The sequence below is a fragment of the Streptomyces sp. NPDC127197 genome (assembly GCF_042672405.1).
GTDB lineage: Bacteria > Actinomycetota > Actinomycetes > Streptomycetales > Streptomycetaceae > Streptomyces > Streptomyces flavusporus.
Genome location: NZ_JBHXVG010000072.1, coordinates 1 through 20,515, shown reverse-complemented (window position 1 = coordinate 20,515; position 20,515 = coordinate 1). Strand labels below are relative to the sequence as shown.

The following is a 20,515-nucleotide window of genomic DNA, read 5'->3' as shown; positions in this document are numbered from 1 at the left end:
GGACTGCGATCTGCCATGACCGGCATTATCAACCGTCCTACCGACACCCCCGTCGGTACTGAGCGTCACCGTTCCACAGAAGTTGGACCAGAGCCTGGGAGCTGACACCACTTGTTGCTCAAAACGGGGAACGCCCGGTTTCGCCGGAGGGCGATGTCTCTGAGTTCTGGCAACGCCCGGGGGCTTGCGGTGGGAGCGTGAACGTGCTCTGCGGAATGATGGTGCAACGGCCCCACCGAAGTCCAAGGTCGACTTGTACGCGGCAATCCGCCTCTCGGGCCGTGATGCGCGCGGTATCGGATTCCGCACACCCAAAGAGGCGTGGGGTCGGTCTGGCCGAAGTCTCTGAGCGTCCGCGGTGACTCATAGTCAGTTCAACAGAGGACCTATACCGTTTCCACATGACAAATGGTCCCGGCCTCGTGGGCACCCTGAGCCCTTTGGAACAGGCGCTGATCGACCACGTTAACCGCGGCGAGGAACTCGACCTGGATCGTGATGTGGCCATCGACGAGGCCGTGATGCGGGCTTGGGACGACTCACGGGCGATTCGCGCCGAGGTGGTACGTGACATCGTCCGTGGTCGAGGGTCCTGTGACCCCGACCCTCATGGGATTCGCCTTCGAGGTGCACGCATCGTCGGACGCGTCGACCTGCAGAACCTCACCAGCAGTGTCCCCTTGTCTCTCCGGGAGTGTTTCCTAGCTGGGGGTCTGGATGCCCGGAACGCGACACTCGAGAGTCTGTCGTTGACGGGATGTCTGATTGAGCATGCATCGCAGCCGCCCTTGGACGGTGCCGGAATGACTGCTGCCGGTCTGTCCTTGACCACGTCCATCGTGCTTGGGGAGGGTGACGGTGGTGCAGTAAATCTGTGGTATGCCCGTCTGGGTGCACTGGTCTGCTCTGGGGCGACAGTACGCAACACCTCAGGCCCAGCTCTGAGCGCCGAAGGACTGCAGGTCGAACGGTCCGTCGTCCTCCAAGATGGTTTCGAAGCCGTGGGCTCGGGCCAGTTCGGAGCCGTCAGACTGACCATGGCGCATATTGGAGAACTGTGGTGCGACGGAGCGACAGTACGAAATGACACTGGGCCGGCCGTCTTCGCTGATGGCATGGAGGTGAGTCGATACGCGGCTCTGCGCAACGGCTTCACCGCGATTGGTAAGGGAGAATTCGGCGCGGTCAAGATCCCCATCTGCCACTTCGGCACACTCGATCTCCAGGATGCGGTCATCCAGAACGAGGTAGGCCCAGCGCTCAACGCCAACAGCACACACGTGGAGCAGATCGCGTCTCTGTACGGGTTCGAGGCAGCGGGATCCGCTCAGGCAGGAGCAATCCTGCTGAACGGCGCACACCTGGGAAAGTTGAACTGCGCCGGAGCAACAGTGCGCAATGACATCGGCCCAGCCGTGGAGGCGCGGGGACTGCACGTCGACCGAGATGTCCTGTTCACCGGCGGCTTTGAGGCAGTCAGCGACGGCAACGGTGTCACCATCAACCTTTCAAACGCGCGCATCAACGGCCAACTGGTGTATGAGCCAACGCATATCGAGCATCGTACTGACAGCCGATCCCGTTTGAACCTTGAGGGGTTGACCTACTCGGCCCTACCTGGCGGAATTCCCTGGCAGGACTGGCTTGTGCTCATCCAGCAGGGCACACCGATGTATGCCGCTCAGCCCTATCAGCAACTCGCCGCCGGGCTCCGTGCCGCTGGGCATGACGGGGAAGTCCGCCGCGTTCTCATGGCCCAGCGGCGTGATCAGATCCTGCGCAGGGCGCTGACTGGCCGTGCCGAACGCACATGGGCGCGGCTCACTGGGTTCTTCCTCGGCTACGGCTACCAGCCTTGGCGTGCACTGGTAGCTCTGGCAGCTGTAATGATCATTTCCGTGCTCGTCTCCGTGACTGCCGGAGCGCACGGCGGGCTTACCCGCACTGACCTAGACGGCCAAGGAGCTTCTGGCTGCTCGGTGGTAGAGCAGGTGGGCTTCGGGCTCGATATCGGACTCCCGCTCATCAAGACCGGCGCCGGGAGCCGTTGCGGTGTCACGGACCAAGCAATCGGCGAGAGCCTCACCATAGCCAGCTGGGGACTACAGGCTTCGGCCTGGGCGTTTGCCACGCTGTTCATCGCGGGTTTCACGGGCGCTGTCCGCAAGCAGCCCTAGGTCGCTCCATGCCAAGTTCCAGAGGGTCCCGTCACACCCGAAGCGTTGCCAGTTCTCATCGATATTTCCGAGCTGCCTGATCTCCAAGTGCTGCCCGAAACCGTCGACAAATGTTGCCCGCTCCCACGTACAGAACCAGGCGGTGGACGTCGAAGTAGCTGACCAGGATCTGGACCTTGTCGTTCCGCCGCTGCCAGCTGAGCGTCCACTTGCGTAACTGTTCGCGGCCGTCAGCTTCAGTCCGGAGCTGTAGGGGGAGTCCGGGTCTGTCGCGGCGCTGAAGTGGCAGCCGAGACAGGCGACGACGTGGTGGTGGCAGCTGTCGTCGGCGGAGTAGACGAGGGTGATCGCGCTCATCGCCTGGTTCCAGTGCCGCTCGACGATGGTGACGCCCTCGGGCATCCAGGTTTCGCCGGTCTCCGGCCACGGCTCGATGGCCGGAGGTTCGGCGTGCGCGGGGCGGGGGCGGCAGGACAAGGCGAGGACCATGGGCTTCTGCTCCTTGTCGAGTTGCGGTGACAGCACGCGGCGGCCCGGTGAGGCCTGACGCGGCTCCTGGGTGGGGTCGTTCAGTGAGCCTTTTCAGCGTGCCCACCGACCAGGTGACGGCTCCGACGCCCCTGGCATCAAGCACTCGCCGAGGAGGCAGTCAGCTGAAAGCGTCGGTCATGCAGTCCAGCCGGCAGTCGGCGGCCTCATAGCGCTGGCGGAGGGCGGCAGCTGCCTCTTCGCGCTCCGCGATGAGCCCGTAGTGCTGGCACGCCGCCCTGGTCACGTCTCCGACCGTGACGATGGCCGGTTCGCCGCGTGCGGCCCGGCGGCGCGCTTCGGCGATGGCCATGTCCGCAGAACGCAGCAGGTTTCTGGAACGGTCCCGGATCACGGCCGCCTGGGCCCGTTTCACCGAGAGGGGGCGCAGGACACGTCCCCGCCAGACGAAGCCGGCGGCGACAAGTACGAGACCGAGCGCTACGAACAGGAGTCCGCCGGGGTCATGAGGCATCTATCCAGTCTTCACCACTCGCGTGGTGATCGTCATGCCGTGCCGGGGGCCGATTTTCGGAGCGACTTGGTGTCAGAGCGACCGGCAGTAGGGCGTGCGTGCGGGTGCGCTCGGGAGTGGCAGCAGAACGGGCACAAGGCCTGCGCGATCATGGAGTTCTCTACGCTCTGTGACCGTGCAGGACGCTGCCCGCGCTGCCGTCATGGGCTGAGCTGGGTCCGGCGCAGGAGCTGCACCGGATCGCGTTGGACGCCTACGACCGCATGATCGGCCCCTGGTTAAACGAGGTCTCGGTATTCAGGTCGAATTTCTTGCACTCAGCTCTTCGGCTCGATGTTCGCGTTGAGTCGGAAGAGGTTTGCGGGGTCGTATTTCGCCTTGACTGCCGAGAGCCGTTCGTAATTCCTGCCGTAGCCCTCACGCAGGAGCTGCTCGCCCTCCTCGAGGAAACCGGGGAAGTTGAGGTACATGCCCCCGGCGGAGAACGAGCGCATGTCGGCGAAGGCGTTGCGCACCCAGGTCACGTTCTCCGCCGAGTCGGCCTCCGCCTCCCAGTTCGCCTCGATTCCGAGCAGGTAGGGCGCGCTGCGGTTGGCGAAGGCGGTCTCCTCCTCGCCCACATGTGCCATCGCGCCGCCCTGGTACCAGACGTCGACGGTCGAGTCCGGCGACGGCGCCGCGGCGGCGTGTGCAGCCAGACGCTCGATCAGCTCGTCGCTAAGCGCGGGCGCGTTCACGGACTTCCAGTAGTAGCGCCAGCCGTCCGGGTAGTCGTCGTCCAGGACTGTCTGCGTCTCCGTGTAGGTGCGGGCGCCGCTGAGGTCGCAGATCGGCTCGGTGATGTCCCGGAGCGGCCGCAGGGCTCGCTCCCCCTCCGCCGGGGCACCGGGGAACAGGACGAGGAGTGCCACGTAGGGCTCTCCGTGCGACTCCGGCGGGAACTCCTCGGCGTCCGGAATGCGGCCGAGTATCCCGATCGGACCCACCTGGTCGGGCGCCCCGGACACGTACCGCTCGCAGGACTGCAGCACCTCTCTGGCCCGGTCCACGGGGTAGTACACGTTGCAGAAGAAGACCTCCGGGCCTACGGGATGCAGGCGGTACTCGAAGGACGTCACCACGCCGAAGTTGCCGCCGCCGCCGCGGATCGCCCAGAACAGGTCCTCATTCTCGCTCTCGCTGGCGGCAAGCAGGTTCCCATCGGCGGTGACCACCCTCGCGGATACGAGGTTGTCGCAGCTCAGCCCGTGCTTGCGCCGGAGCCAGCCGATCCCCCCTGAGAGGGTGAGACCGGCGATCCCCGTCGCCGACACCACCCCCAGAGGGGTGGCAAGCCCATGGCGTTGGGTCTCGCGGTCGAGGTCTCCCAGCGTGCAGCCGCCCTGCGCATGCGCCGTGCGTCCCTCGGGGTCGACGTCGACCCCCGTCATCTGCGACAGATCGATGACCAGCCCGCCGTCGCAGAGCGCATGGCCGGCCACACCGTGCCCGCCCCCGCGCACCGCGAGTGACAGCTCGTTGTCGCGGGCGAAGCTCACCGCGGCGGCCACGTCCTCGTCCCCGTCGCACCGCGCCACCAGTGCCGGGCGCCTGTCGATCATGCCGTTCCAGAGCTCTCGTGCCGGCTCGTAGCCCGGGTCCCCGGGTCGGATGAGCTGTCCCCGCAACCTGGAGGCGAACTCGTCCACGAGGGAGCCCGGAATGTCAGCCTCCCTACCGCGCCGCTCCCCGCTCATCGGCGTGCCGCCGCTATGGCTGTGCCTCCCGCTCATGGTGGCCACCTCCCGCTTTTCAGGATCACGCACAGTGGGATGAGGTGCCATCTGAGCTCTCTGCGCACCGTGTGGCTCGGAAGGTGCCCCGGATGCAGAGCAGGCACGAGCTGCGGTGATCATGGAGTTCTCTACGCTCAGTGATCATCGGAGGGCTCGTGCCTGTCCTGCCATCATGCCTGCTCGAACTCCTGTGGGACCAGTTCGTGGCGCTGCTGTCTGAGCACGTGGACACCCACCCGCTGGGCTGCCACAACCCGCGCATCCCCGACCGCGTCGTGTTCGAGCACGTGATCGCCGCCCTGGTGCACGGGAGCGGCTACGAGCGCGTCGCCGGGCCCGGCTGTTCGGACCGCACGATCCGACGGCGCGTCAAACACTGGGCAGAGTTGGGGATATCCGAGCAGGTCCACGCGCTGGCGCTGCAGGCGTACGACCGCATGATCGGCCTGGAGCTCGGCGAGCTGTCCGCGGATGGCTGCATCACCAAGGCGCCCTGCGGCGGCGAGGCGGCCGGGCGCTCCCCGGTGGACCGGGGCAAGCAGGGCCTGAAGCGCTCGGTGGCCTCCGAGGCCCGCGGTGTCCCGCTCGGCCTGGTCTCCGCCGCGGCCAACCGGCACGACTCGCCCCTGCTGGTGCCGACCCTGGAAGCCGCGAAGGCCCAAGTCGGGCCGCTCCCCGAGCAGGTCAACGTCAACCTGGACCGCGGCTACGACAGCGACAAGACCCGCGCCGCACTGGCGGAGCTCGGCTTCACCGGCACGATCGCGCGCAAGGGCGTGCCCGCCCCGGTCCAGGCCGGTAAGAGGTGGGTGATCGAGCGGACCCATGCGTGGATGAACGGCTTCGGCAAGCTGCGGCGCTGCACCGAGAAGCGCCACCGGGTCGTGGACTTCTACCTCTACCTGGCCGCCGCGATCGTCATGCTCCGCATGCTCATCCGCCGTGCCACACCGCTCTACCGCTGGGATGGCCGCCCCACCACCCGCAGACTGAAGTGACGCCTACTGCCGGGCACTCTCAGTTGAGCCTTCCAGCGCGGCCACCGGTCGGGTGACGCCGCCGGGGTGCGCAACGCACGAGGCTCCCGTGCCGTTGGGGGAGGTGTTCGACATCTCAACTCATCGGCTCAGGAGCCGCGTTGGTTCCCTATCCTGCCGCACTCGACCTGCCCCACGCCCTGGTCGAGTGGGTCACGATGCTCATCGTCACCCGTGAGGGTGACCGCCGCTGCAAGCTCCCGCCCCACCAGCGGGCCCTCGTCGGCCTGGTCTACCTCCGCAGGCACGACACCCTCGCACAGATCGCCGCCGGCTTCGGCATCTGCGTCGGCACCGCGCACGCCTACGCCACCGCCGTGACCGACCACCTCTCCCGGCGTGCACCCGGCCTGCTGCGCGTCCTGCGAGAGACCGATCCCGATCACGTCCTGCTCGACGGCACGCTCGCGGAGTGCGACCGGGTCGGCGACAGCCGGGCCGACTACGCCCACAAGCACCGCCGACACGGAGTGAACGTGCAGGCGGTGACCGACCCGGCCGGACGGCTGCTGTGGATCTCGCCCGCACTGCCCGGCCGCGCCCACGACCTGACCGCGGCCCGCACCCACCGGATCACCCGGATCCGCGAACGCCAGGGCGTCCCGGTCCTCGCCGACCGCGCCTGCACGGGGGCCGGCGCCTGGGTGACGACACCCCTCAGACGCCCGCCGGGCCGCGACCTCACGCCGACCCAGCGAACCGTCAACCGCGCGCTGTCCGCGGCACGGGCACCGGTCGAGCGCGGCGTCGCACGCCTGAAGTCGTGGCGGATCTTCCGCAGAGCCCGGTGCAGCCCGAATCGAATGTCGTCAATCTCCGCCGCCGTCCTCACCCTGGAGCGGCAACGCTGAAAAGGCTCAGTGGGTGCGTCGTGCGGCCGTGCAGCGGCTGCACAGGAAGCGGCACTCGGCGCTGAAGGGATCGGTGGTGCACGTCCCGATCTCGGCGAGTGCGCCGCACTCGGCGCAGGTCGGGCCGAGCAGTTTGCGGAGCTCCTCAAGGTGGCCGGCGAGGTCAGCACGCTCACCGGGGAGCATCTCGTCGATGATCCACTGGGCGGCTTCTCGGTTCCCAGTGCGTACTGCGGCGAGAGCCTCGCGCCCCGCGGCCTCCGGGGCGGTGATCGCGGCGTCGACGTCGTGGCCTGCGTCGTCCTGGGACGTGTCCACGGCCGTGACTGTGGAGAGCGTGGTGTCGGTGGCGACCGTCATGCGTCGTCCCCGGCTGCGTCGGCGTGCTCCAGGACGAGCGTGGCGTAGGTGGAGTCGTCGCACGCCACGAGGCGTACCGCCTTGGAAAGCTCGATCCAGCCCTCGGCGCGTCCGGCGTGGTACGGGCACGGCTGCGCCAACGCGTCGCAGGCGGGGCACAGTTCGAGGTCGGTGTGGTGCTGGGGCAGGCCGTCCATGAGTTGCTGGACGCGGTCGCGCAACTCCACGTACTCGCGGATGAGGGTTTCGACAGCGTAGGCGGCGTCGCCGTTGATTCCGGCGAGGATGCGCTGGCCGTCGCGTGCGGAGTCGAGCACGTACGACTCGGTGTCGGGGCCGAGGGTCATGGTCGAGGAATTCCCTTCCGGGCAGGCTGGCAGGCGGAGTGACGATGAGGGGAGTCGCGGCGCGTTGGCTGTTCCGGCTCTCTGCCCGCCCCCGGACCCGCGTGGCGGGGTCCGAAGGGCGGACAGGCAGACATCAGTTCGGCGACGGCGGCAGGTACGGCAGGACGTAGGACAGGTACTGGGGCGCCTCCCGCTGCGGTGTGTGGATCTCCGCGCGGACCTCGACCTGAGGAGGGGGCGGCGCCTCGTTGTGCACGTCGACGTGGACGAAGGCGGGTTGCCGGAGACGCAGGCCGCGCAGCGCCAAGCCGGAGAGGACGGCCCAGGCCAGGAGGGCGACTCCGGCAGCGACCTGGCGGCCGGGATCCGGGGTTCCGATCCACACCATGATCACGGTGGCGGAGCCCCACACCGTCCAGGTGAGCCGGGCGGAGCCGTTGTGGAAGAAGCCGAGGACGAAGGAGGCGAAGCCGATGGCCTTCCAGATGCTGTAGGTGGTGGCGGCGGTGATGGGCAGATCCTGCGTATGGGTGGCGAGGTTGTGGACGTAGTTGAGCGTGATGGCGATTCTTGAAAACGGCCGGGGTCGCTCCTCGCCTCACTTGGTTGGCCCTTGATCTGTGTGGGGAGGGTGGGGAGCGAAGAGCGAGGCTTGATCACCTGCGGTTAGGCTCGGGCCATGACCGGTGACTGGCGGATGGACCGGATCGGGGCTGCTCTGCGAGGCGAGAACCCCACGGTGCTGCGGCGGCTTGAGTCTGGCTTCGCGGTGATCGGCGACGTTCAGTTCCTGCCCGGGTACTCAGTTCTCCTCGCGGACGAGCCCGGTGTCCAACGACTGTCTGACCTGCCGAGGGCCAAGCGGTTGGCGTTTCTGGCCGACATGGACCAGCTCGGGGAAGCGGTTGAGCGGGCCTGCCAGCGCCTGGACCCCGATTTCCGCCGGGTCAATCTGGAGATCCTCGGTAACACGGACCCGTTCTTGCATGCCCATGTCTGGCCGCGGTTCGGGTGGGAGCCGGCCGAGCTGGTGGGCAAGCCGGTGTGGCTGTATCCGCGTGACCGGTGGAGTGACGAGCGATTCATGCTCGGCCCGCAGCACGATGTGCTGCGGGATGCCATCGGCAGCGAACTGGACCGGTTGCGTTCGATGGCCTGACGGTGTGGGCCCGCCGACCGTCAGGTCGGCGGGCCCGGTGATCAGTGACGGTCAGTGAACCTCACGGAGTCCTTCGCAGCGGAACGATGTCGGGGATGGCCGTGGGGACGGACGGGCGGGCGGCTTCCGGGGTCGCCAGAAGCGCGACGATGGTGACGGGCTGCTGGCAGTGCGGACAGTTCCGGGTCGCGGTCGGCTCCAACGGGTCTCTTTCCAGGGTCGATTGGCGTGAGGAGGGTCGGCTGACGGGTTTCGGCTGCGGTGGTAGTTCCGGCAGTGAGGGCAGGCTTGCGGCCTCGCCGAGCCGGCGGGCCCGGTCTTCGTCGCGAGCCTGGTCGCGTCTGCGTTCCGCATCCTTGCGGCAGGTCGGTGAACAGTAGATCTGGCGGGTGGTCTTCAAGGTTTCGAAGGGATCGTCGCAGACCGGGCAGGTGCGCCTTTCCTGGATGTCTTCGCTGGTGCGGGCGGCGATGCGGCACTCTTCGGTGCAGTAGATGCGCTTGCGGCCCGCGGTGGTGGTGAACTCGTGCTCGCAGACGGGGCAGGTCTGCTGGACGGGCTTTCTCTGGCGATTGGTCTCCTTGCAGGTGGGGAGATTCAAATAGCCCCATCACCGTGGTAGGCGAGGTGGTCGGCCCCGGCGGCGTCCCGCCAGCCCTTCCCGCCACGGTTCGAGTGCAGGAAGTTCAAGAACCGCTCCAAGGCCGACGCCCTGTTGTTCTGGCTGTTGAGCGGGCCCTCCAGGAAGTCCACCCGATGGAAGTACGAGTTCAGCTGGATGTCGTAGACGAAGCTCGGCGAGAGAAGGTACGGCGTGCCGTCGGGAATGCCCAGGTCATCCAGCCATCGCTCCCACTCGGTCGGGCGAAGGCGCAGGTAGCCAGCCGGTTCCACCGACTCGGGCAGATCCCTCGTGGTGAAGTGGGTTGACCAGGTTCCAAGCCGTAACACTCGCGGACCGTACGCCATCGCGGCCAATGACACGGCGCACAAAAGTCAGAACCCTCGGACAGCGTCGATGCCCGGCAGGCGGACCGCAGCTCACGCCAAGGTGACGTGCATGCTGCCCTGGGCCAGGACATCGAGGACCACGCCGAACAGATCGTAGGGCTGGCCGTCCGGCGCCAGGGCCTCGGACAGGCGCTCGCGTGCGGTCACGGCGTCCCGCCAGAGCAGAGTTGCGGGGGCGGTGTAGCCGAAGCTGCCGCGCAGGCAGTCGTCGAGGGCGGCCAGGCAGCCGCCGAAGTAGCCGCCCGGACCGTTCACCGCCTCCCCGAGCGCCAGGTAGAGGCCCGGTTCGTCGGTGACGTGTCGGCCGTCGAGTTCGTAGGCGTGACCGGCCGGCCGGTCACGGTGGGTGCGCCGGCAGGCCCGCTCTCGGACGAGGTCGAGCCAAGCCCCGCGGCACCGGGTGTCGAGGCCGGCCCAGGCACCGTGGGTGTCCGGCGGCCCGGCGAGCCACCGCTCCCAGATGGGTCGGACGTATTCGGGGAGGGGCGTGAAGAGCTCTCCGTCGAGCTCCAGGTCGATCAGGTCCATCCCGTAGGAGGATGGGCGCCAGGCGCTGACCCTGGCCCAGAGCAGGCGTTCGGTGAGCAACTCGCCCTGATCATCCTGTATCTCCAGGGCGGCCTCCTCCAGGTCCAGCGCCCGCCGGGTGCCCTTCATCAGTGCCGCCCGCAGCTGATCCCCCTGGGCGAGCCCCCGCAGGACGAGCGGGGGCGCCGACTGCTTGGCCGGCAGGACGCGGGCGAATTCCCGGCAGGAGCCCAGCCAGCGGTGCCCGTCGTGCACGCGAACGCGACCCCTGTGTCCCTCGGGCGGACCTTCGTAGTCGTCCAGGCCGGTGAGCACGAGACTGTCTGTCCCAAGGAGCTGCCAGGGGCTCTCCGCGTCCTCCAGCAGCCAGGGGCCGAGTGTCTCGTCGTCCGGCACCAGCCACACTCGGTCGCCGACCCAACCGCGCACTTCTGCCTGTGGAACCCAGCCGAACAGCTCGTAGGTCCCGCGCCGGGGTTCCCCGAACAGCCCTTCCACCTCGGCGCAGACGCCCCAGGCATGCCCGTGCTCCGTCTCAGCCAGCGTGTACCGCGTTCGCCCGCGATGGTTCTCATCCTCGTGCACGGTGGGAATCATGCCGGGACCAGGTTCCGCCGGTGAAGCCATTTCGGTGTCGCTCCTTTGGAGGGACGGTCCCACCAGCACAGCCCGACGGGTCAGTTCTCTGGGTAGTGCGGAACTCGGGTTGATCAGACGCAGATCCAGCAGTACAGCCGTTCCCCGCGCCGCTGTGCCCCGCGGGCGAGTTCCGCCAACTCGTGCAGCAGGCCGCCGATCATGTCGGTATCACCAGACCCCCGCTCTTCGACCCAATGCCGTGCTGCCGCAGTCAATTCGGCGGCCTCCACCCTCGCCAGGACGCCTTGAAGCTCATCGCTGATGGTGAGCACTAGACGCTCGCCTCCGTCGCGCTCGGCGACGACGTGGGACCCGGGGGCGCAGGTACCGGTCCTGCGCTCCACCACCTGGCGCCCGGCTCCGGTCGTGCCACTCGCTCGTTACTGGTGATTGACGGTGCCTCAGGAATCGACTTCTGGCGGTCTGTCTAGAGGCCGTGGGGTGTTGGCGACACGAGCGATACCGGGCTGTCGCTGTGTGATTGCAGGGGGGTACGGTATCCCCAGACAAAAGAACCATGGAAAAGGCAAGGGCCCGCGAGGTAGCGCTCGCGGACCCTGTGGGACCCCAGAGTTGGCGCTCTGGATCCCGTGGCCGAGGACCTATCCAGGGAAGGCCTCGACGTGCAGCAGGGTACCCCGCCCCTCCGACAGACACACACCAAGGCACCCGCCGTGGAAGCGATGACGATGACCCGTGCGTCGCTCCGGCCGGGTGCCTTCTTTGTCTTCCCGCACCTGTCCGCGTGCGGGCGCACCTCTGCCCCGGAAGGGGGCGAGATGGTGTAGTCGCGTTTGGCGGCGCCCGCTGAGCGGGTCTTCGAGCCGCCGGGACGCCCGGCCACCCTGGTGATTGCCGTCACCTGGGCTGTGGCGCCCCATCTGCCACCAGGGGGTTTGCCGACCCCCTGAAAGGATTGCCGTCCGGTTGCCGCCGGCCGAGCAGATCAATCTCGGTTCTCCCAGAACCAGCACCTCGACACGAGGCGCTTTTGTGCGCCTCCGAACTCGAAGGAGCTGTTGTACATGGTGCAGCAAGGTGCTGCCCTTTGTCAGCCTATCCATGCCCGGTTGGCGCATTTTGTGGCGTCTTTCTGGTCACAGTTTCCCGCTCAACCCGGCGGACTGCCATGCGAGCGGGCTACTCCGGCGCTTCCTGGCAGCCGCTTGGGGAAGTCCTAGTGGGCGCCGTGGCAGCGACGGCCGCCGTGGCAGTTCCCGCTCCGCGTCCTTCTGTCGACGGCTCGATCGGCGACGCCGCCGTGCTGCCCGAGCTGTGGGTGCCGGAGGCGGAGCAGTGGCTGTCCACAACGTCGGGCAGGGTCGCACCGGACGGCTACAGCTGGCTGCAGGCAGTGCACTGGGTGGCGGGGTCGGGGCTATACCAGCCGCGGCGGCACCGCTCCACCGGGCTGCGCTCGTTCAACGCGACGACGGTGTACGTCGCCCAGCTGCTGGCGGAGCTTTCTCCGTGCTTCCCAGGGCTGGGCTACCTGCAGCGGCGTACGGGTCTGTCGGAGCGGATGGTGGAGTACCACCTGGCGGCGCTGCGGGAGACAGGGCTGCTGGCCTACATCGTGAAGGGCACGCGAAGGCGGGGCGAGCCAGCGCAGGCCTCGGAGTTCGCCCGGGTGATCCCGTTGGAGTTCGATGAGGCTCTGGGGATCCGTACGAGGCAGCACGACCAGGACGCGCCTGCGTACACGCGGGTGATGGTCGGGATCGCTGATGCGGGTCGGGAGTTGATGGGGAAGCTGGCGAAGAAGGCCGCTCGGAAGGTGCGGCGGTCGCGCTCGAAGACGTCCTCGAGGACCTCGACGAAGGCCTCCGTGAAGAACCCCTCCGGGTCGTCCGTGACGGCTGTTTCCGGTGGGACGCGTTGCACCCCAATGGGGGGTAGTTCCTCTACTGGATCTTCTGCGGGTGGTACTTCCTTCCCCCCTGAGAGCGAGCTCGCAAGCGGGGGCAGCAAGTCATCCACCGCGAAGAAGTCCAAGGCCAAGGCCGGTGGCCGCCGGGAGATGAACAAGGTCGGACGCAGGTTCCAGCTGGCCCGGGAGCTGACTCAGGAGCTGGACTGGCTGCGCGGCTGTTCGGTGCCCCGGATCGCCTGGGTGGCCCGGCACGTTGCGGATGCCGGATGGACGGTGACCGACATCCGGGGCTGGCTGCACCTGCGTGGCGAGGCGGCCCGGGTGCGTCGGGGGTCGGGGCTGCTTGCCGTGCTGCTGGCCGGTGCGGAGAAGGTCCTGGACTCCCCCGAGAAGCGGGCCGACGCCGTCGCCCGGTGGCGTGGTGGCCAGGAGGCGGCCCGCCGTCACCGCATCCAGCAGGTCCGCGCCCGCGGTGAGCGGTTCGACGGTGACTGGGAGGCCCCGACCAGCCGCTCGGTGCAGCGCAAGGTTGAGGAGGCGTTCACCCGGCTCCGCGAAGCGGCGAGCGGCGGCCGCCACCAGGACCACGACGCCGGTGCGGCGCAGCAGTCCGGAGCGCAGGATCCAAGCGAGCAGGAGCTTCAAGAGCTGCGGGCCACGGCCCGGGGCGAGCTCATGAAGGGTGAAACGACCCTGATCACGTCCGTCGTCAACGGCCTCGGGCGGGAGGGTGCGGAGCGCATCTTCGGCGCCGGCCTGGTGCGGCGTGCCCTGCAGCTGGCGAGCGGCGCCCGCAGCTCGCTCATGACCATCGGACGCCAGTAGGAAGCGGCCGTGACCCAAGCGACCACCCCATCGAGCAGCCCGCCGGGTCGTCGGGGTTATCCCCGCGGGTGCGGGGAGCAGTGGCCTGGGGTTAGGGAGGGGTTGCGGTGGCTGGGACCATCCCCGCGCCCGCGGGGATGATCCCTTGTTGGGCCCGGCGATGGCCTGCGCACGCTCCTGCTCCCCGCGCCCGCGGGGATGGTCCCGAAGGATGTGCCCGCCGGGGTCGCTACATCGCCTGCTCCCCGCGCCCGCGGGGATGGTCCCCATGAGCACTTCCCCGGCCTCGACAGTCTCGCCTGCTCCCCGCGCCTGCGGGGGTGGTCCCTACACAGCATCCGCGTCACCCCGAATACGAGGGCACGTACGATCGCGACGACTTCAAGCACTGGAACGCGGGTGCGAACCCGGATGACGGCTGCGACACCCGCGAAGAGCTCCTCATTGCCGAGGCGGTCAAGGGACCCGAGCGTGGCGATGGGTGCAGGCTGTCGGGCGGGGAGTGGCTGTCGTACTACGACGAGGTGAGCGTCACCGATCCGTCCGCGCTGGACGTCGATCCGGCTTGGGCGGCGTTCACCGCGCCGCAGGTAGCGCAGCAGATCCGGGACCAGCGGCGCGCGGCCGCACTGCGCCGACTGCTGGGGTCGCAGGAGGCGGTGGCGGAGGCTGACGCCGCGTACGAGGCAGCCCTTCGGCGCCGGAGTTGGGGCGTCGAAAGGGCTGCCGACGAGGCTGCGGACGCGGCGGGCCACCGTACCGCCGAATTCCTCCTCCGCCGGCGTCTGGGCGAACTGCACGCTGCCCGCCAGCGCAGGGCCGCGGCGCGTACGGCCGCAGACGGGGTGTTGGTGGACGCGGCGTAGCCCAGGCCGCATGTGAGTGGCCCGAAGCCACGATGGGCGATGCGTCCTGCTGTCAGGGGCCATACTGAAGCCGTGACCGTGCACCGTGCTGCCGCTTCCCGCTGGGCCCATATGGCCGAGCGTCTGCCCGCACATCTCGAGGAACTGTCCGGACCCGCGACCGGGACGGTGGAGCTGCCTCTGCATCTGGCGTGGTCGGGGCTAAGGCGCTTCGAGTTGAGCGACGAGAAGCTGCTGCTGGGCCTGTACCGCATCGTGCTTACGAACGGCCTGCGCGAGGACCTCACCTGCTACCTCAATGCCGAGCTGCTCGTGAGGCACTGGCCGCGGCTGCGGATCGCCGTGGGCAAGCCGGTGCGCACGTGCTGGGAGCAGCGTTTTCCCGAGTTGGTGGCCGTCGCCGCGGCATGAGACTCCCGGAACTGCACCGGCGCTTGCTGAGCGATGCCCTGGACAGCGGCCATGCTTACCGGCTGGTGCTGGCCGGCGGCTACGCGATCCAGGCCCACGATCTGGTCAGCCGCACCAGCCAGGACCTGGACCTGGCTACCGACGCACCTGAGGGCATGAACGAGATCACTGGCGTCGTTGCTGCCGGCCTGGAGGGCAAGGGCTGGGGGATCCGCGTCGTCGAGGTCGCCCCGCGCATGGCCCGTCTGCTCGCCACCGACGCGGCAACCGGCGAAGCCTGCGAGCTGGACATTCTCAAAGAGATCTTCCACAGGCCTCCCGCGCAGACGGACGCCGGGCCCACGCTGTCCCGGGACGACGCCGTTGGACTGAAGGTCCGCGCTCTGCACGACCGTGGCTTCCCTCGCGACGTCATCGACGTCTTCAGTGCCCGCGAGCTGTACACGATCGGGGAACTCGAGCGTCTGGGCGCGCAACACGACGAGGAGTTCGACCTGGAAGAACTGCACGGCCGGCTCGAAGCGGTCGACTTCACCTCCGACTACGAGTACGCCGCGTACGACATGAGCCCCGGGCAGATCACCGAGCTGCGGGCATGGGTCCAGGACTGGCTGGACGACCTCGGGCTGCGCCTGGCCGAGCCGTACGCCGAGGACGAGGACCGCGACTGAAGCGCCCGGCACGCTGGCCACCCGGAGAACGGGCCCAACATCTGGGCCTGCTCCCGGTCTCCATGTCGGAGCTTCGCTCGGCGCAGCGGGCCGGTATGCGGTCGGCCGATCCCGGTGATGGCTGCTGAGCAGCGGCGGACTACACGCTGTCCGCCAGCGCGCGGCGGTGGCATCAACTGCCGTGCTGCTTGGGCAAGATGAGCGCACTACCTTCGAGTGGAAGATTCCCCCGTGGCAGCGGAATGAGGACTGTACGCACATGGCGGTGATGCTCACCAACGCGGGTGGTGGGCAGGCCGCCGTCACCACGGAAAGCGTGGGGGGCGACAACGCCACCGAGGCGCTCGCCGATCTGCTCATGGGCCCTGGCGGCGCGGTGCTGCTGCCCGGCCTCATAGGCGTGGTGGTCCGGCGCGGCATCGACGTGATGTGGATGGCGCAGCCACGCTGGCGGGGAAGACCGGGTCCGATACAACACCATCGAGCCGAAGATCGGACCACCCCCGCGTGAGCGGGGACGATGTGAAGGAAGAGGAGCTGCACAAGACTGCCGGGGGACTACCCCCGCGCGCGGGGGTTGTCCGCTGACTGATACCCCGATGAAGGGGTGGCGGGAGTGGTCCCCGCCCGCGCGGGGGTTGTCCGTCGTTCCCGGAATCTTCGTGGGAGCCGTCTCCGCCCGCGTAGGTGACCACCTGTGGCAGGCCGTCACCGAAACCGTTGGCAACGGCGCAGCCGTCCTTGTGCGCAATAGTGGCAAGCCACTTTCCGTGAGGCGGCATGATGCGCACCGACTCCGAGCACGACACCGTCAATCTCCCCGCCCGAGGGGATCTGACCTTCGTCTACGACGGCCCCGGCCTGGCCACCCGCCTGGAAGGCTGGGCGATCAGCAACCTGGAACTCTTCTTCGGTGACGGGCTCGAGGCCGCGCGGCAGTGCAAGGTCGCCGCCTACCGCAACGCCGACGGCAACCTCGGCATCAACGCGCGCGTGACGCCGCTGGCCGTCGTGGCGGCATGGCACCTCGTCAACCCCGCCGGCAACGTCGTCAACGGAGGCCCCCGCGGTCGATACAGCGAGAAGCCGTCCCAGACGCAGCAGGAGCTCGAAGCCGTCCGTGACTCCGGCCGGTACGAGTCCCACAAGGGTGCGGTCCCTGTGTACGGCATCCCCAGCACCTCATGGCGCTCACCGTCCGCCGACGCCAACAGAGCTTGACCGCGCCCTCCGGTTCCGGGTTCACCGCGGCTCGGGGCGGGACCTACCGCTGGTACGAGCCGGACACGGCCCTCTCCGACGAGCCCGCCACCACCAGCGAGCCCGCCGCTGAACGCTCGCGCGACAGGCACCTACTAGGTACCATCGGGTGCATGCCATCCCTGAACGTGTCGTTTACCGACGAAGAGCTCGAGGGCGTACGGGCCGCGGCCGCTGCCGAGGGCAAGAGCCTCAAGCAGTACCTCCACGACCTCGGCGTCCGCGAGATGCAGCGCAAGCAGTTCATCGCTGGCGCCACCGGATGGGCCGACCGGCTGCGCGACGAGTTCGACCAGGCCTTCCCCGACGAGGTACCGCCCGCCCAGCGCAGCGACGGAGCCGCTGCCGCCTGATGCACCTCTACATCGACGTCTCCTGGCTCCTCGATGTCCAGGAGACCGCGCTCGGTCATGACGACCTCACCGTCTCGGACTACTCCGCGCTGGTGGCCGCCGTCGCCCGCCACAAGACTCGGCTCCCCACTCTCGCTGCGGCCGACCCGGACCCGGCCTGGCGTGCGGCTGCCCTGATGCACACCATCGTGCGCCTGGAGCCTCTCCCGCACCGCAACAGCCTGTACGCCGCGTTCATCGCCGCCCAGTACATGGACCAGTCCGGCGAAGGCATCGATCCCCCCTACGGCGCCCTCTCCGACCTCGTCCGCAAGATCCGCGACACCCGTATCCGAGTGCAGGACGTCGCAGACCAGCTGCGTGCCTGGAAGCTGTAGGGTCCCGCCTGCCTGGCCGATTGCCTGACCCGCGATGGCCTCAGCCTGCACGGAAGTCAGAGCCGGTCACACCCTTACCGCTGTGACCGAATCAGGTGCATGATCTCTTCACCCCCGCCATGCAGTACCAAGCAGGTGAAGGGGGCTACATGAGTCCGAAGCGCCACGTCCAGACCCGTGCCACGGTGATACGGGCCGGGACACGACGACGCTCGTGTCCATCGACGGCTGGTACGGGGGGCACATCCTGACCTCAGTCGACACCCGGATCATCGAGGCAGCCACCGGTCTAGACCGTATGAAGCAGCCGTCCTGAGTCGGTTGGACAGGGCGGCTGCCGCGCCGAGGACCGATGCCCCGCTGGGAAGTTGACGCGGGTTGCCCACCGGTGAGCACGGTGGCGGGTAGTGCCGCAATTCCCGGGAGGCACCGGATGTTTTCCGAGCGTACTTCGGTCGGGCTGGATGTCCACGCCCGCACCACGACGGCATGGGCTCTGGACGGCGAGACGGGCGAGGTCTACAGCGAGCGGCTCGATGCCGAGACGCACAACGTGCTGGTGTGGGTGGCCACGCTGCCGCAGCCGGCCGCGGTGGCCTATGAGGCCGGGCCGACCGGGTTCGCCCTGGCCCGGGCCCTGGACGGGATGGGCGTCCGCTGTGTGGTGGCGGCCCCGTCGAAGATGGAGCGGCCCGCAGGCGACCGGATCAAGACCGATAAGCGGGACGCGAAGCGGCTCGCCAAGCTGCTGCGGATGGACGAGCTGCCCGAGGTCCGGGTGCCAACACTCGCCGAGGAGGCCGCCCGCGATCTGGTGCGCGGTCGCGATGACGTGCGCCGGGACCTGGCCCGGGCCCGCAACCGGGTCTCCAAACTCCTGCTGCGGCAGGGCCGCGTCTGGCGCGGCGGATCGGGCTGGACGTACATCCACCACGAATGGCTGCGCAAGCAGCGGTTCACCGACACGGACACCCAGTTCGCCTTCGACAACGGGCTGGAGGAGGTCCTGACCCTGGAGACGATGCGCGACCGCTTTGATGCGCGCATCACCACCACGGCCGCCCGTCCCGAATGGTCCCCGGTGGTGCTCCGGCTGGCCTGCCTGCGCGGCATCGACACGCTGTCCGCGCTCGGCCTGGCCGTCGAGGTCGGCGACTGGCAGCGGTTCACCGGCGCGACCATCGGCGCCTGCCTCGGGTTGGTGCCCAGCGAGCACTCCTCCGGCCCCAACCGGACCCTCGGGCCGATCACCAAGACCGGCAACAGCCACGCCCGCCGACTGCTGGTCGAGGCGTCCTGGCAGCACTACAAGCCCTACCGGGGCCCGGGTGCGACCCTGCGCCGCCGCATGGAGTTGACGCCCCGCCACGTCCGCCTGCGCGCCGACCTGGGCAACCGGCGCCTGCACCAGCGATGGGAGAACTTCCTGGTCCGGAAGAAGAACACGAATGTCGCCGCCGTGGCGGTGGCCCGTGAACTGGCGGGCTGGTGTTGGAGTTTGGCGGTGATGGAGGACTGACCCCGCCGGGGTCCACAGAACGGCCGGCGGGAGACCGGACGTGTTCAGCGCGAGGGACGATGCCCGCGGATCCTATGAGCAGCCCCTGGTGGGCCACGCTCGTTTCTAGACCGGAGGCTCCGTCCCCGACGAACATCCGGTCATGCGGTACTCAACCCGCGAATATCAGGCTGACCGCGCGTCGACGCACGACACGCCACCGGCCTCCCGCCGGTCCCACAGCACCACCCCCAGGCCCGCGCCAGCGGGTCCGGAACCCCCTGCGACCTTGACAGAATCGCCTACATATCAGGATCCGCGACTTCGTTAGCAATGAAGGCGGCTCATTAGCAGCGGATGAGCAAATCCGCGATCCCGTTGACAATGGCTATGTCCAGTAGCGGTCTCCTCGGGTGGGGTCCAACACCTCTCGGTCTGACGTCAGATACGTCTGTGAGTACGTCCGTTGTCAGTGCGGTGCGCTTCACTGTCCGCCATGGAGCTCACGCACGCGTTCGTCAACGACCTGCTGGCCCGACTCGGCCCGGGGAACGGCTACATGTACCTGCCCGGCGACCTGGACCCGCAGGACCTGACCGACCTGCTCGGCAGCAGGTACGGCGCCCCGCGCACCCTCGTCCTCGACGGCTTCACCGACCCGACGGTCGACGAGTCCAGGGGCGCGGCTCTCCTCGTCCCCTTCGAGGACCGGGCCGTGACGATACGGGCGTGGGCGTACGGGGATCAGTGGGTCGGCACGGGTACGGCGCGGGACGCCGAGGGGGTCGAGCGGCCGGTGCTGGTGGTCGCTCACCGGGAGGTGCCGGAACCCTTGGCGGTCGCTCCGGACGAGGACGTCGACTGGGTGGAGCGGCTCATACGGATCACCGGCTGGACACAGCCCGCCCAGCGGCCGGACGTGGACTGGGCGGAGGTGGAGTCGCGCCTGGGCACCACGCTGCCGAGCGACTACAAGGGCATGGTCGAGACGTTCGGTGAGGGAGCCTTCGACGGATTCCTGGACCTGTACCAGGAGCCGTGGACGGTTTGCAGGGAGGACGGTCTGCTCATCTGGGCGGGCACGGAGCACGAGAACCTGTACTGCTGGAGGGCCGACGGCGACGACCCCGACCGTTGGCCCGTCGTGGTCCGGTCCTTCGACGGCGAGGACATGCCCTTCGACTGCCAGGCCGCGGAGTTCGTCTGCCGCATCCTCACCGACCCGCACCACCCGTACACGATGGCCCGCTATTTCGACACCCACTGGTTCATGAACTACCGGGAAAGCGACTGAACTCCGCCGCCCACGGCATCCGACACTTGGTTGGCGGCGTCTTCGGGGAAGAGTGCAGAAACCTCGTCTGCCACAGCCGACTCGCCAAATGAAATGACTTCTTAGTACTGCAGCCGCAGTTGCTGTGATCCGCGACTACCCGACCGATCGGGCACGCCTATTAACCCGCTGGAGCAAGTTGCTGCTACACAAGCTCGAAC

Annotated in this window: 24 protein-coding genes and 1 pseudogene; 15 read left to right on the top strand and 10 right to left on the bottom strand. The window is 68.3% G+C overall.

The features are described from left to right. Positions 1-401: 401 nt before the first annotated feature. Positions 402-2,177: a hypothetical protein gene (locus ACFVJQ_RS43815; protein ID WP_385791458.1), complete on the top strand. Its 1,776-nt coding sequence runs from the start codon at positions 402-404 to the stop codon at positions 2,175-2,177. On the opposite strand, the gene ACFVJQ_RS43810 is transcribed toward ACFVJQ_RS43815, so the two are convergent. From ACFVJQ_RS43810 to ACFVJQ_RS43800, 3 genes are all read right to left on the bottom strand, one after another. Then, on the bottom strand, positions 2,103-2,666 hold the full coding sequence (locus tag ACFVJQ_RS43810) for a hypothetical protein (RefSeq protein ID WP_385791462.1): 564 nt from the start codon (positions 2,664-2,666) through the stop codon (positions 2,103-2,105). The genes ACFVJQ_RS43815 and ACFVJQ_RS43810 overlap by 75 nt on opposite strands. A 160-nt stretch (positions 2,667-2,826) precedes the next feature. Continuing rightward, entirely contained in the window at positions 2,827-3,180 is a 354-nt protein-coding gene (locus ACFVJQ_RS43805; protein ID WP_385515622.1) for a hypothetical protein, read from the bottom strand. Between the two features lie 317 nt (positions 3,181-3,497). Further along, positions 3,498-4,952 carry an FAD-binding oxidoreductase gene (locus ACFVJQ_RS43800; RefSeq protein ID WP_385791456.1) on the bottom strand — a complete coding sequence of 485 codons (1,455 nt, stop codon included), beginning with the start codon at positions 4,950-4,952 and terminating at the stop codon, positions 3,498-3,500. A 158-nt stretch (positions 4,953-5,110) separates the two neighbouring features. Between ACFVJQ_RS43800 and ACFVJQ_RS43795 the strand changes: the two genes are divergently transcribed. Continuing rightward, positions 5,111-5,953 (top strand): IS5 family transposase, encoded by an 843-nt coding sequence (locus ACFVJQ_RS43795; protein ID WP_385791454.1) that lies wholly within the window; start codon positions 5,111-5,113, stop codon positions 5,951-5,953. Positions 5,954-6,093: 140 nt separating this feature from the next. Continuing rightward, entirely contained in the window at positions 6,094-6,843 is a 750-nt protein-coding gene (locus ACFVJQ_RS43790) for a transposase family protein (protein WP_385791452.1), read from the top strand. A 6-nt stretch (positions 6,844-6,849) separates the two neighbouring features. On the opposite strand, the gene ACFVJQ_RS43785 is transcribed toward ACFVJQ_RS43790, so the two are convergent. From ACFVJQ_RS43785 to ACFVJQ_RS43775, 3 genes are all read right to left on the bottom strand, one after another. Then, positions 6,850-7,203: a hypothetical protein gene (locus ACFVJQ_RS43785; RefSeq protein WP_385791450.1), complete on the bottom strand. Its 354-nt coding sequence runs from the start codon at positions 7,201-7,203 to the stop codon at positions 6,850-6,852. Further along, on the bottom strand, positions 7,200-7,550 hold the full coding sequence (locus ACFVJQ_RS43780) for a hypothetical protein (protein ID WP_385791449.1): 351 nt from the start codon (positions 7,548-7,550) through the stop codon (positions 7,200-7,202). Before ACFVJQ_RS43780 ends, ACFVJQ_RS43785 begins: the two co-directional genes overlap by 4 nt. Positions 7,551-7,683: 133 nt before the next feature. Then, positions 7,684-7,938 carry a hypothetical protein gene (locus ACFVJQ_RS43775; protein WP_385791447.1) on the bottom strand — a complete coding sequence of 85 codons (255 nt, stop codon included), beginning with the start codon at positions 7,936-7,938 and terminating at the stop codon, positions 7,684-7,686. A 291-nt stretch (positions 7,939-8,229) separates the two neighbouring features. On the opposite strand from ACFVJQ_RS43775, the gene ACFVJQ_RS43770 reads away from it, so the two are divergent. Further along, entirely contained in the window at positions 8,230-8,709 is a 480-nt protein-coding gene (locus ACFVJQ_RS43770) for an HIT family protein (RefSeq protein ID WP_385791445.1), read from the top strand. A gap of 61 nt (positions 8,710-8,770) precedes the next feature. Here ACFVJQ_RS43770 and ACFVJQ_RS43765 read toward each other — a convergent pair whose 3' ends face one another. The 4 genes from ACFVJQ_RS43765 to ACFVJQ_RS43750 form a co-directional block, all read right to left on the bottom strand. After that, positions 8,771-9,310, bottom strand: a complete 540-nt coding sequence (locus tag ACFVJQ_RS43765) for a hypothetical protein (protein WP_385791443.1) — start codon at positions 9,308-9,310, stop codon at positions 8,771-8,773. Next, a complete protein-coding gene (locus tag ACFVJQ_RS43760; protein ID WP_385791441.1) occupies positions 9,307-9,660 on the bottom strand; it encodes a hypothetical protein in 354 nt (117 codons plus the stop codon). The genes ACFVJQ_RS43765 and ACFVJQ_RS43760 overlap by 4 nt, the downstream gene beginning before the upstream one ends. A gap of 90 nt (positions 9,661-9,750) precedes the next feature. Next, positions 9,751-10,845 carry a barstar family protein gene (locus ACFVJQ_RS43755; RefSeq protein ID WP_385791460.1) on the bottom strand — a complete coding sequence of 365 codons (1,095 nt, stop codon included), beginning with the start codon at positions 10,843-10,845 and terminating at the stop codon, positions 9,751-9,753. Positions 10,846-10,958: 113 nt separating this feature from the next. Continuing rightward, on the bottom strand, positions 10,959-11,159 hold the full coding sequence (locus ACFVJQ_RS43750; RefSeq protein ID WP_385791439.1) for a hypothetical protein: 201 nt from the start codon (positions 11,157-11,159) through the stop codon (positions 10,959-10,961). 917 nt (positions 11,160-12,076) lie between these two features. Between ACFVJQ_RS43750 and ACFVJQ_RS43745 the strand changes: the two genes are divergently transcribed. From ACFVJQ_RS43745 to ACFVJQ_RS43695, 11 genes and pseudogenes are all read left to right on the top strand, one after another. Beyond that, complete coding sequence (locus ACFVJQ_RS43745) at positions 12,077-13,585, top strand: transcriptional regulator (RefSeq protein ID WP_385791437.1); 1,509 nt, start codon at positions 12,077-12,079, stop codon at positions 13,583-13,585. Between the two features lie 320 nt (positions 13,586-13,905). After that, a complete protein-coding gene (locus tag ACFVJQ_RS43740) occupies positions 13,906-14,451 on the top strand; it encodes a hypothetical protein (protein WP_385791435.1) in 546 nt (181 codons plus the stop codon). A 72-nt stretch (positions 14,452-14,523) separates the two neighbouring features. Next, positions 14,524-14,862, top strand: coding sequence for a hypothetical protein (locus tag ACFVJQ_RS43735; protein ID WP_385516936.1), 339 nt, complete (start codon positions 14,524-14,526; stop codon positions 14,860-14,862). Beyond that, positions 14,859-15,533 (top strand): nucleotidyl transferase AbiEii/AbiGii toxin family protein, encoded by a 675-nt coding sequence (locus tag ACFVJQ_RS43730; protein ID WP_385516935.1) that lies wholly within the window; start codon positions 14,859-14,861, stop codon positions 15,531-15,533. The genes ACFVJQ_RS43735 and ACFVJQ_RS43730 overlap by 4 nt, the downstream gene beginning before the upstream one ends. 259 nt (positions 15,534-15,792) lie before the next feature. Continuing rightward, positions 15,793-16,044, top strand: a complete 252-nt coding sequence (locus tag ACFVJQ_RS43725; protein WP_385791432.1) for a hypothetical protein — start codon at positions 15,793-15,795, stop codon at positions 16,042-16,044. Positions 16,045-16,132: 88 nt separating this feature from the next. Continuing rightward, a pseudogene (locus ACFVJQ_RS43720) lies at positions 16,133-16,237 on the top strand (hypothetical protein); the annotation flags it as partial. Positions 16,238-16,313: 76 nt separating this feature from the next. Next, complete coding sequence (locus tag ACFVJQ_RS43715) at positions 16,314-16,754, top strand: hypothetical protein (RefSeq protein ID WP_385791430.1); 441 nt, start codon at positions 16,314-16,316, stop codon at positions 16,752-16,754. Between the two features lie 152 nt (positions 16,755-16,906). After that, positions 16,907-17,146 (top strand): hypothetical protein, encoded by a 240-nt coding sequence (locus ACFVJQ_RS43710; protein ID WP_385516915.1) that lies wholly within the window; start codon positions 16,907-16,909, stop codon positions 17,144-17,146. Then, the gene (locus tag ACFVJQ_RS43705) at positions 17,146-17,523 is read left to right on the top strand and encodes a toxin Doc (RefSeq protein ID WP_385516913.1); all 378 of its coding nucleotides are present in this window, start codon (positions 17,146-17,148) and stop codon (positions 17,521-17,523) included. The genes ACFVJQ_RS43710 and ACFVJQ_RS43705 overlap by 1 nt, the downstream gene beginning before the upstream one ends. 433 nt (positions 17,524-17,956) lie before the next feature. Further along, on the top strand, positions 17,957-19,042 hold the full coding sequence (locus tag ACFVJQ_RS43700) for an IS110 family transposase (RefSeq protein WP_385791428.1): 1,086 nt from the start codon (positions 17,957-17,959) through the stop codon (positions 19,040-19,042). A gap of 475 nt (positions 19,043-19,517) precedes the next feature. After that, complete coding sequence (locus ACFVJQ_RS43695; protein ID WP_385791426.1) at positions 19,518-20,315, top strand: SMI1/KNR4 family protein; 798 nt, start codon at positions 19,518-19,520, stop codon at positions 20,313-20,315. Positions 20,316-20,515 lie beyond the last annotated feature (200 nt).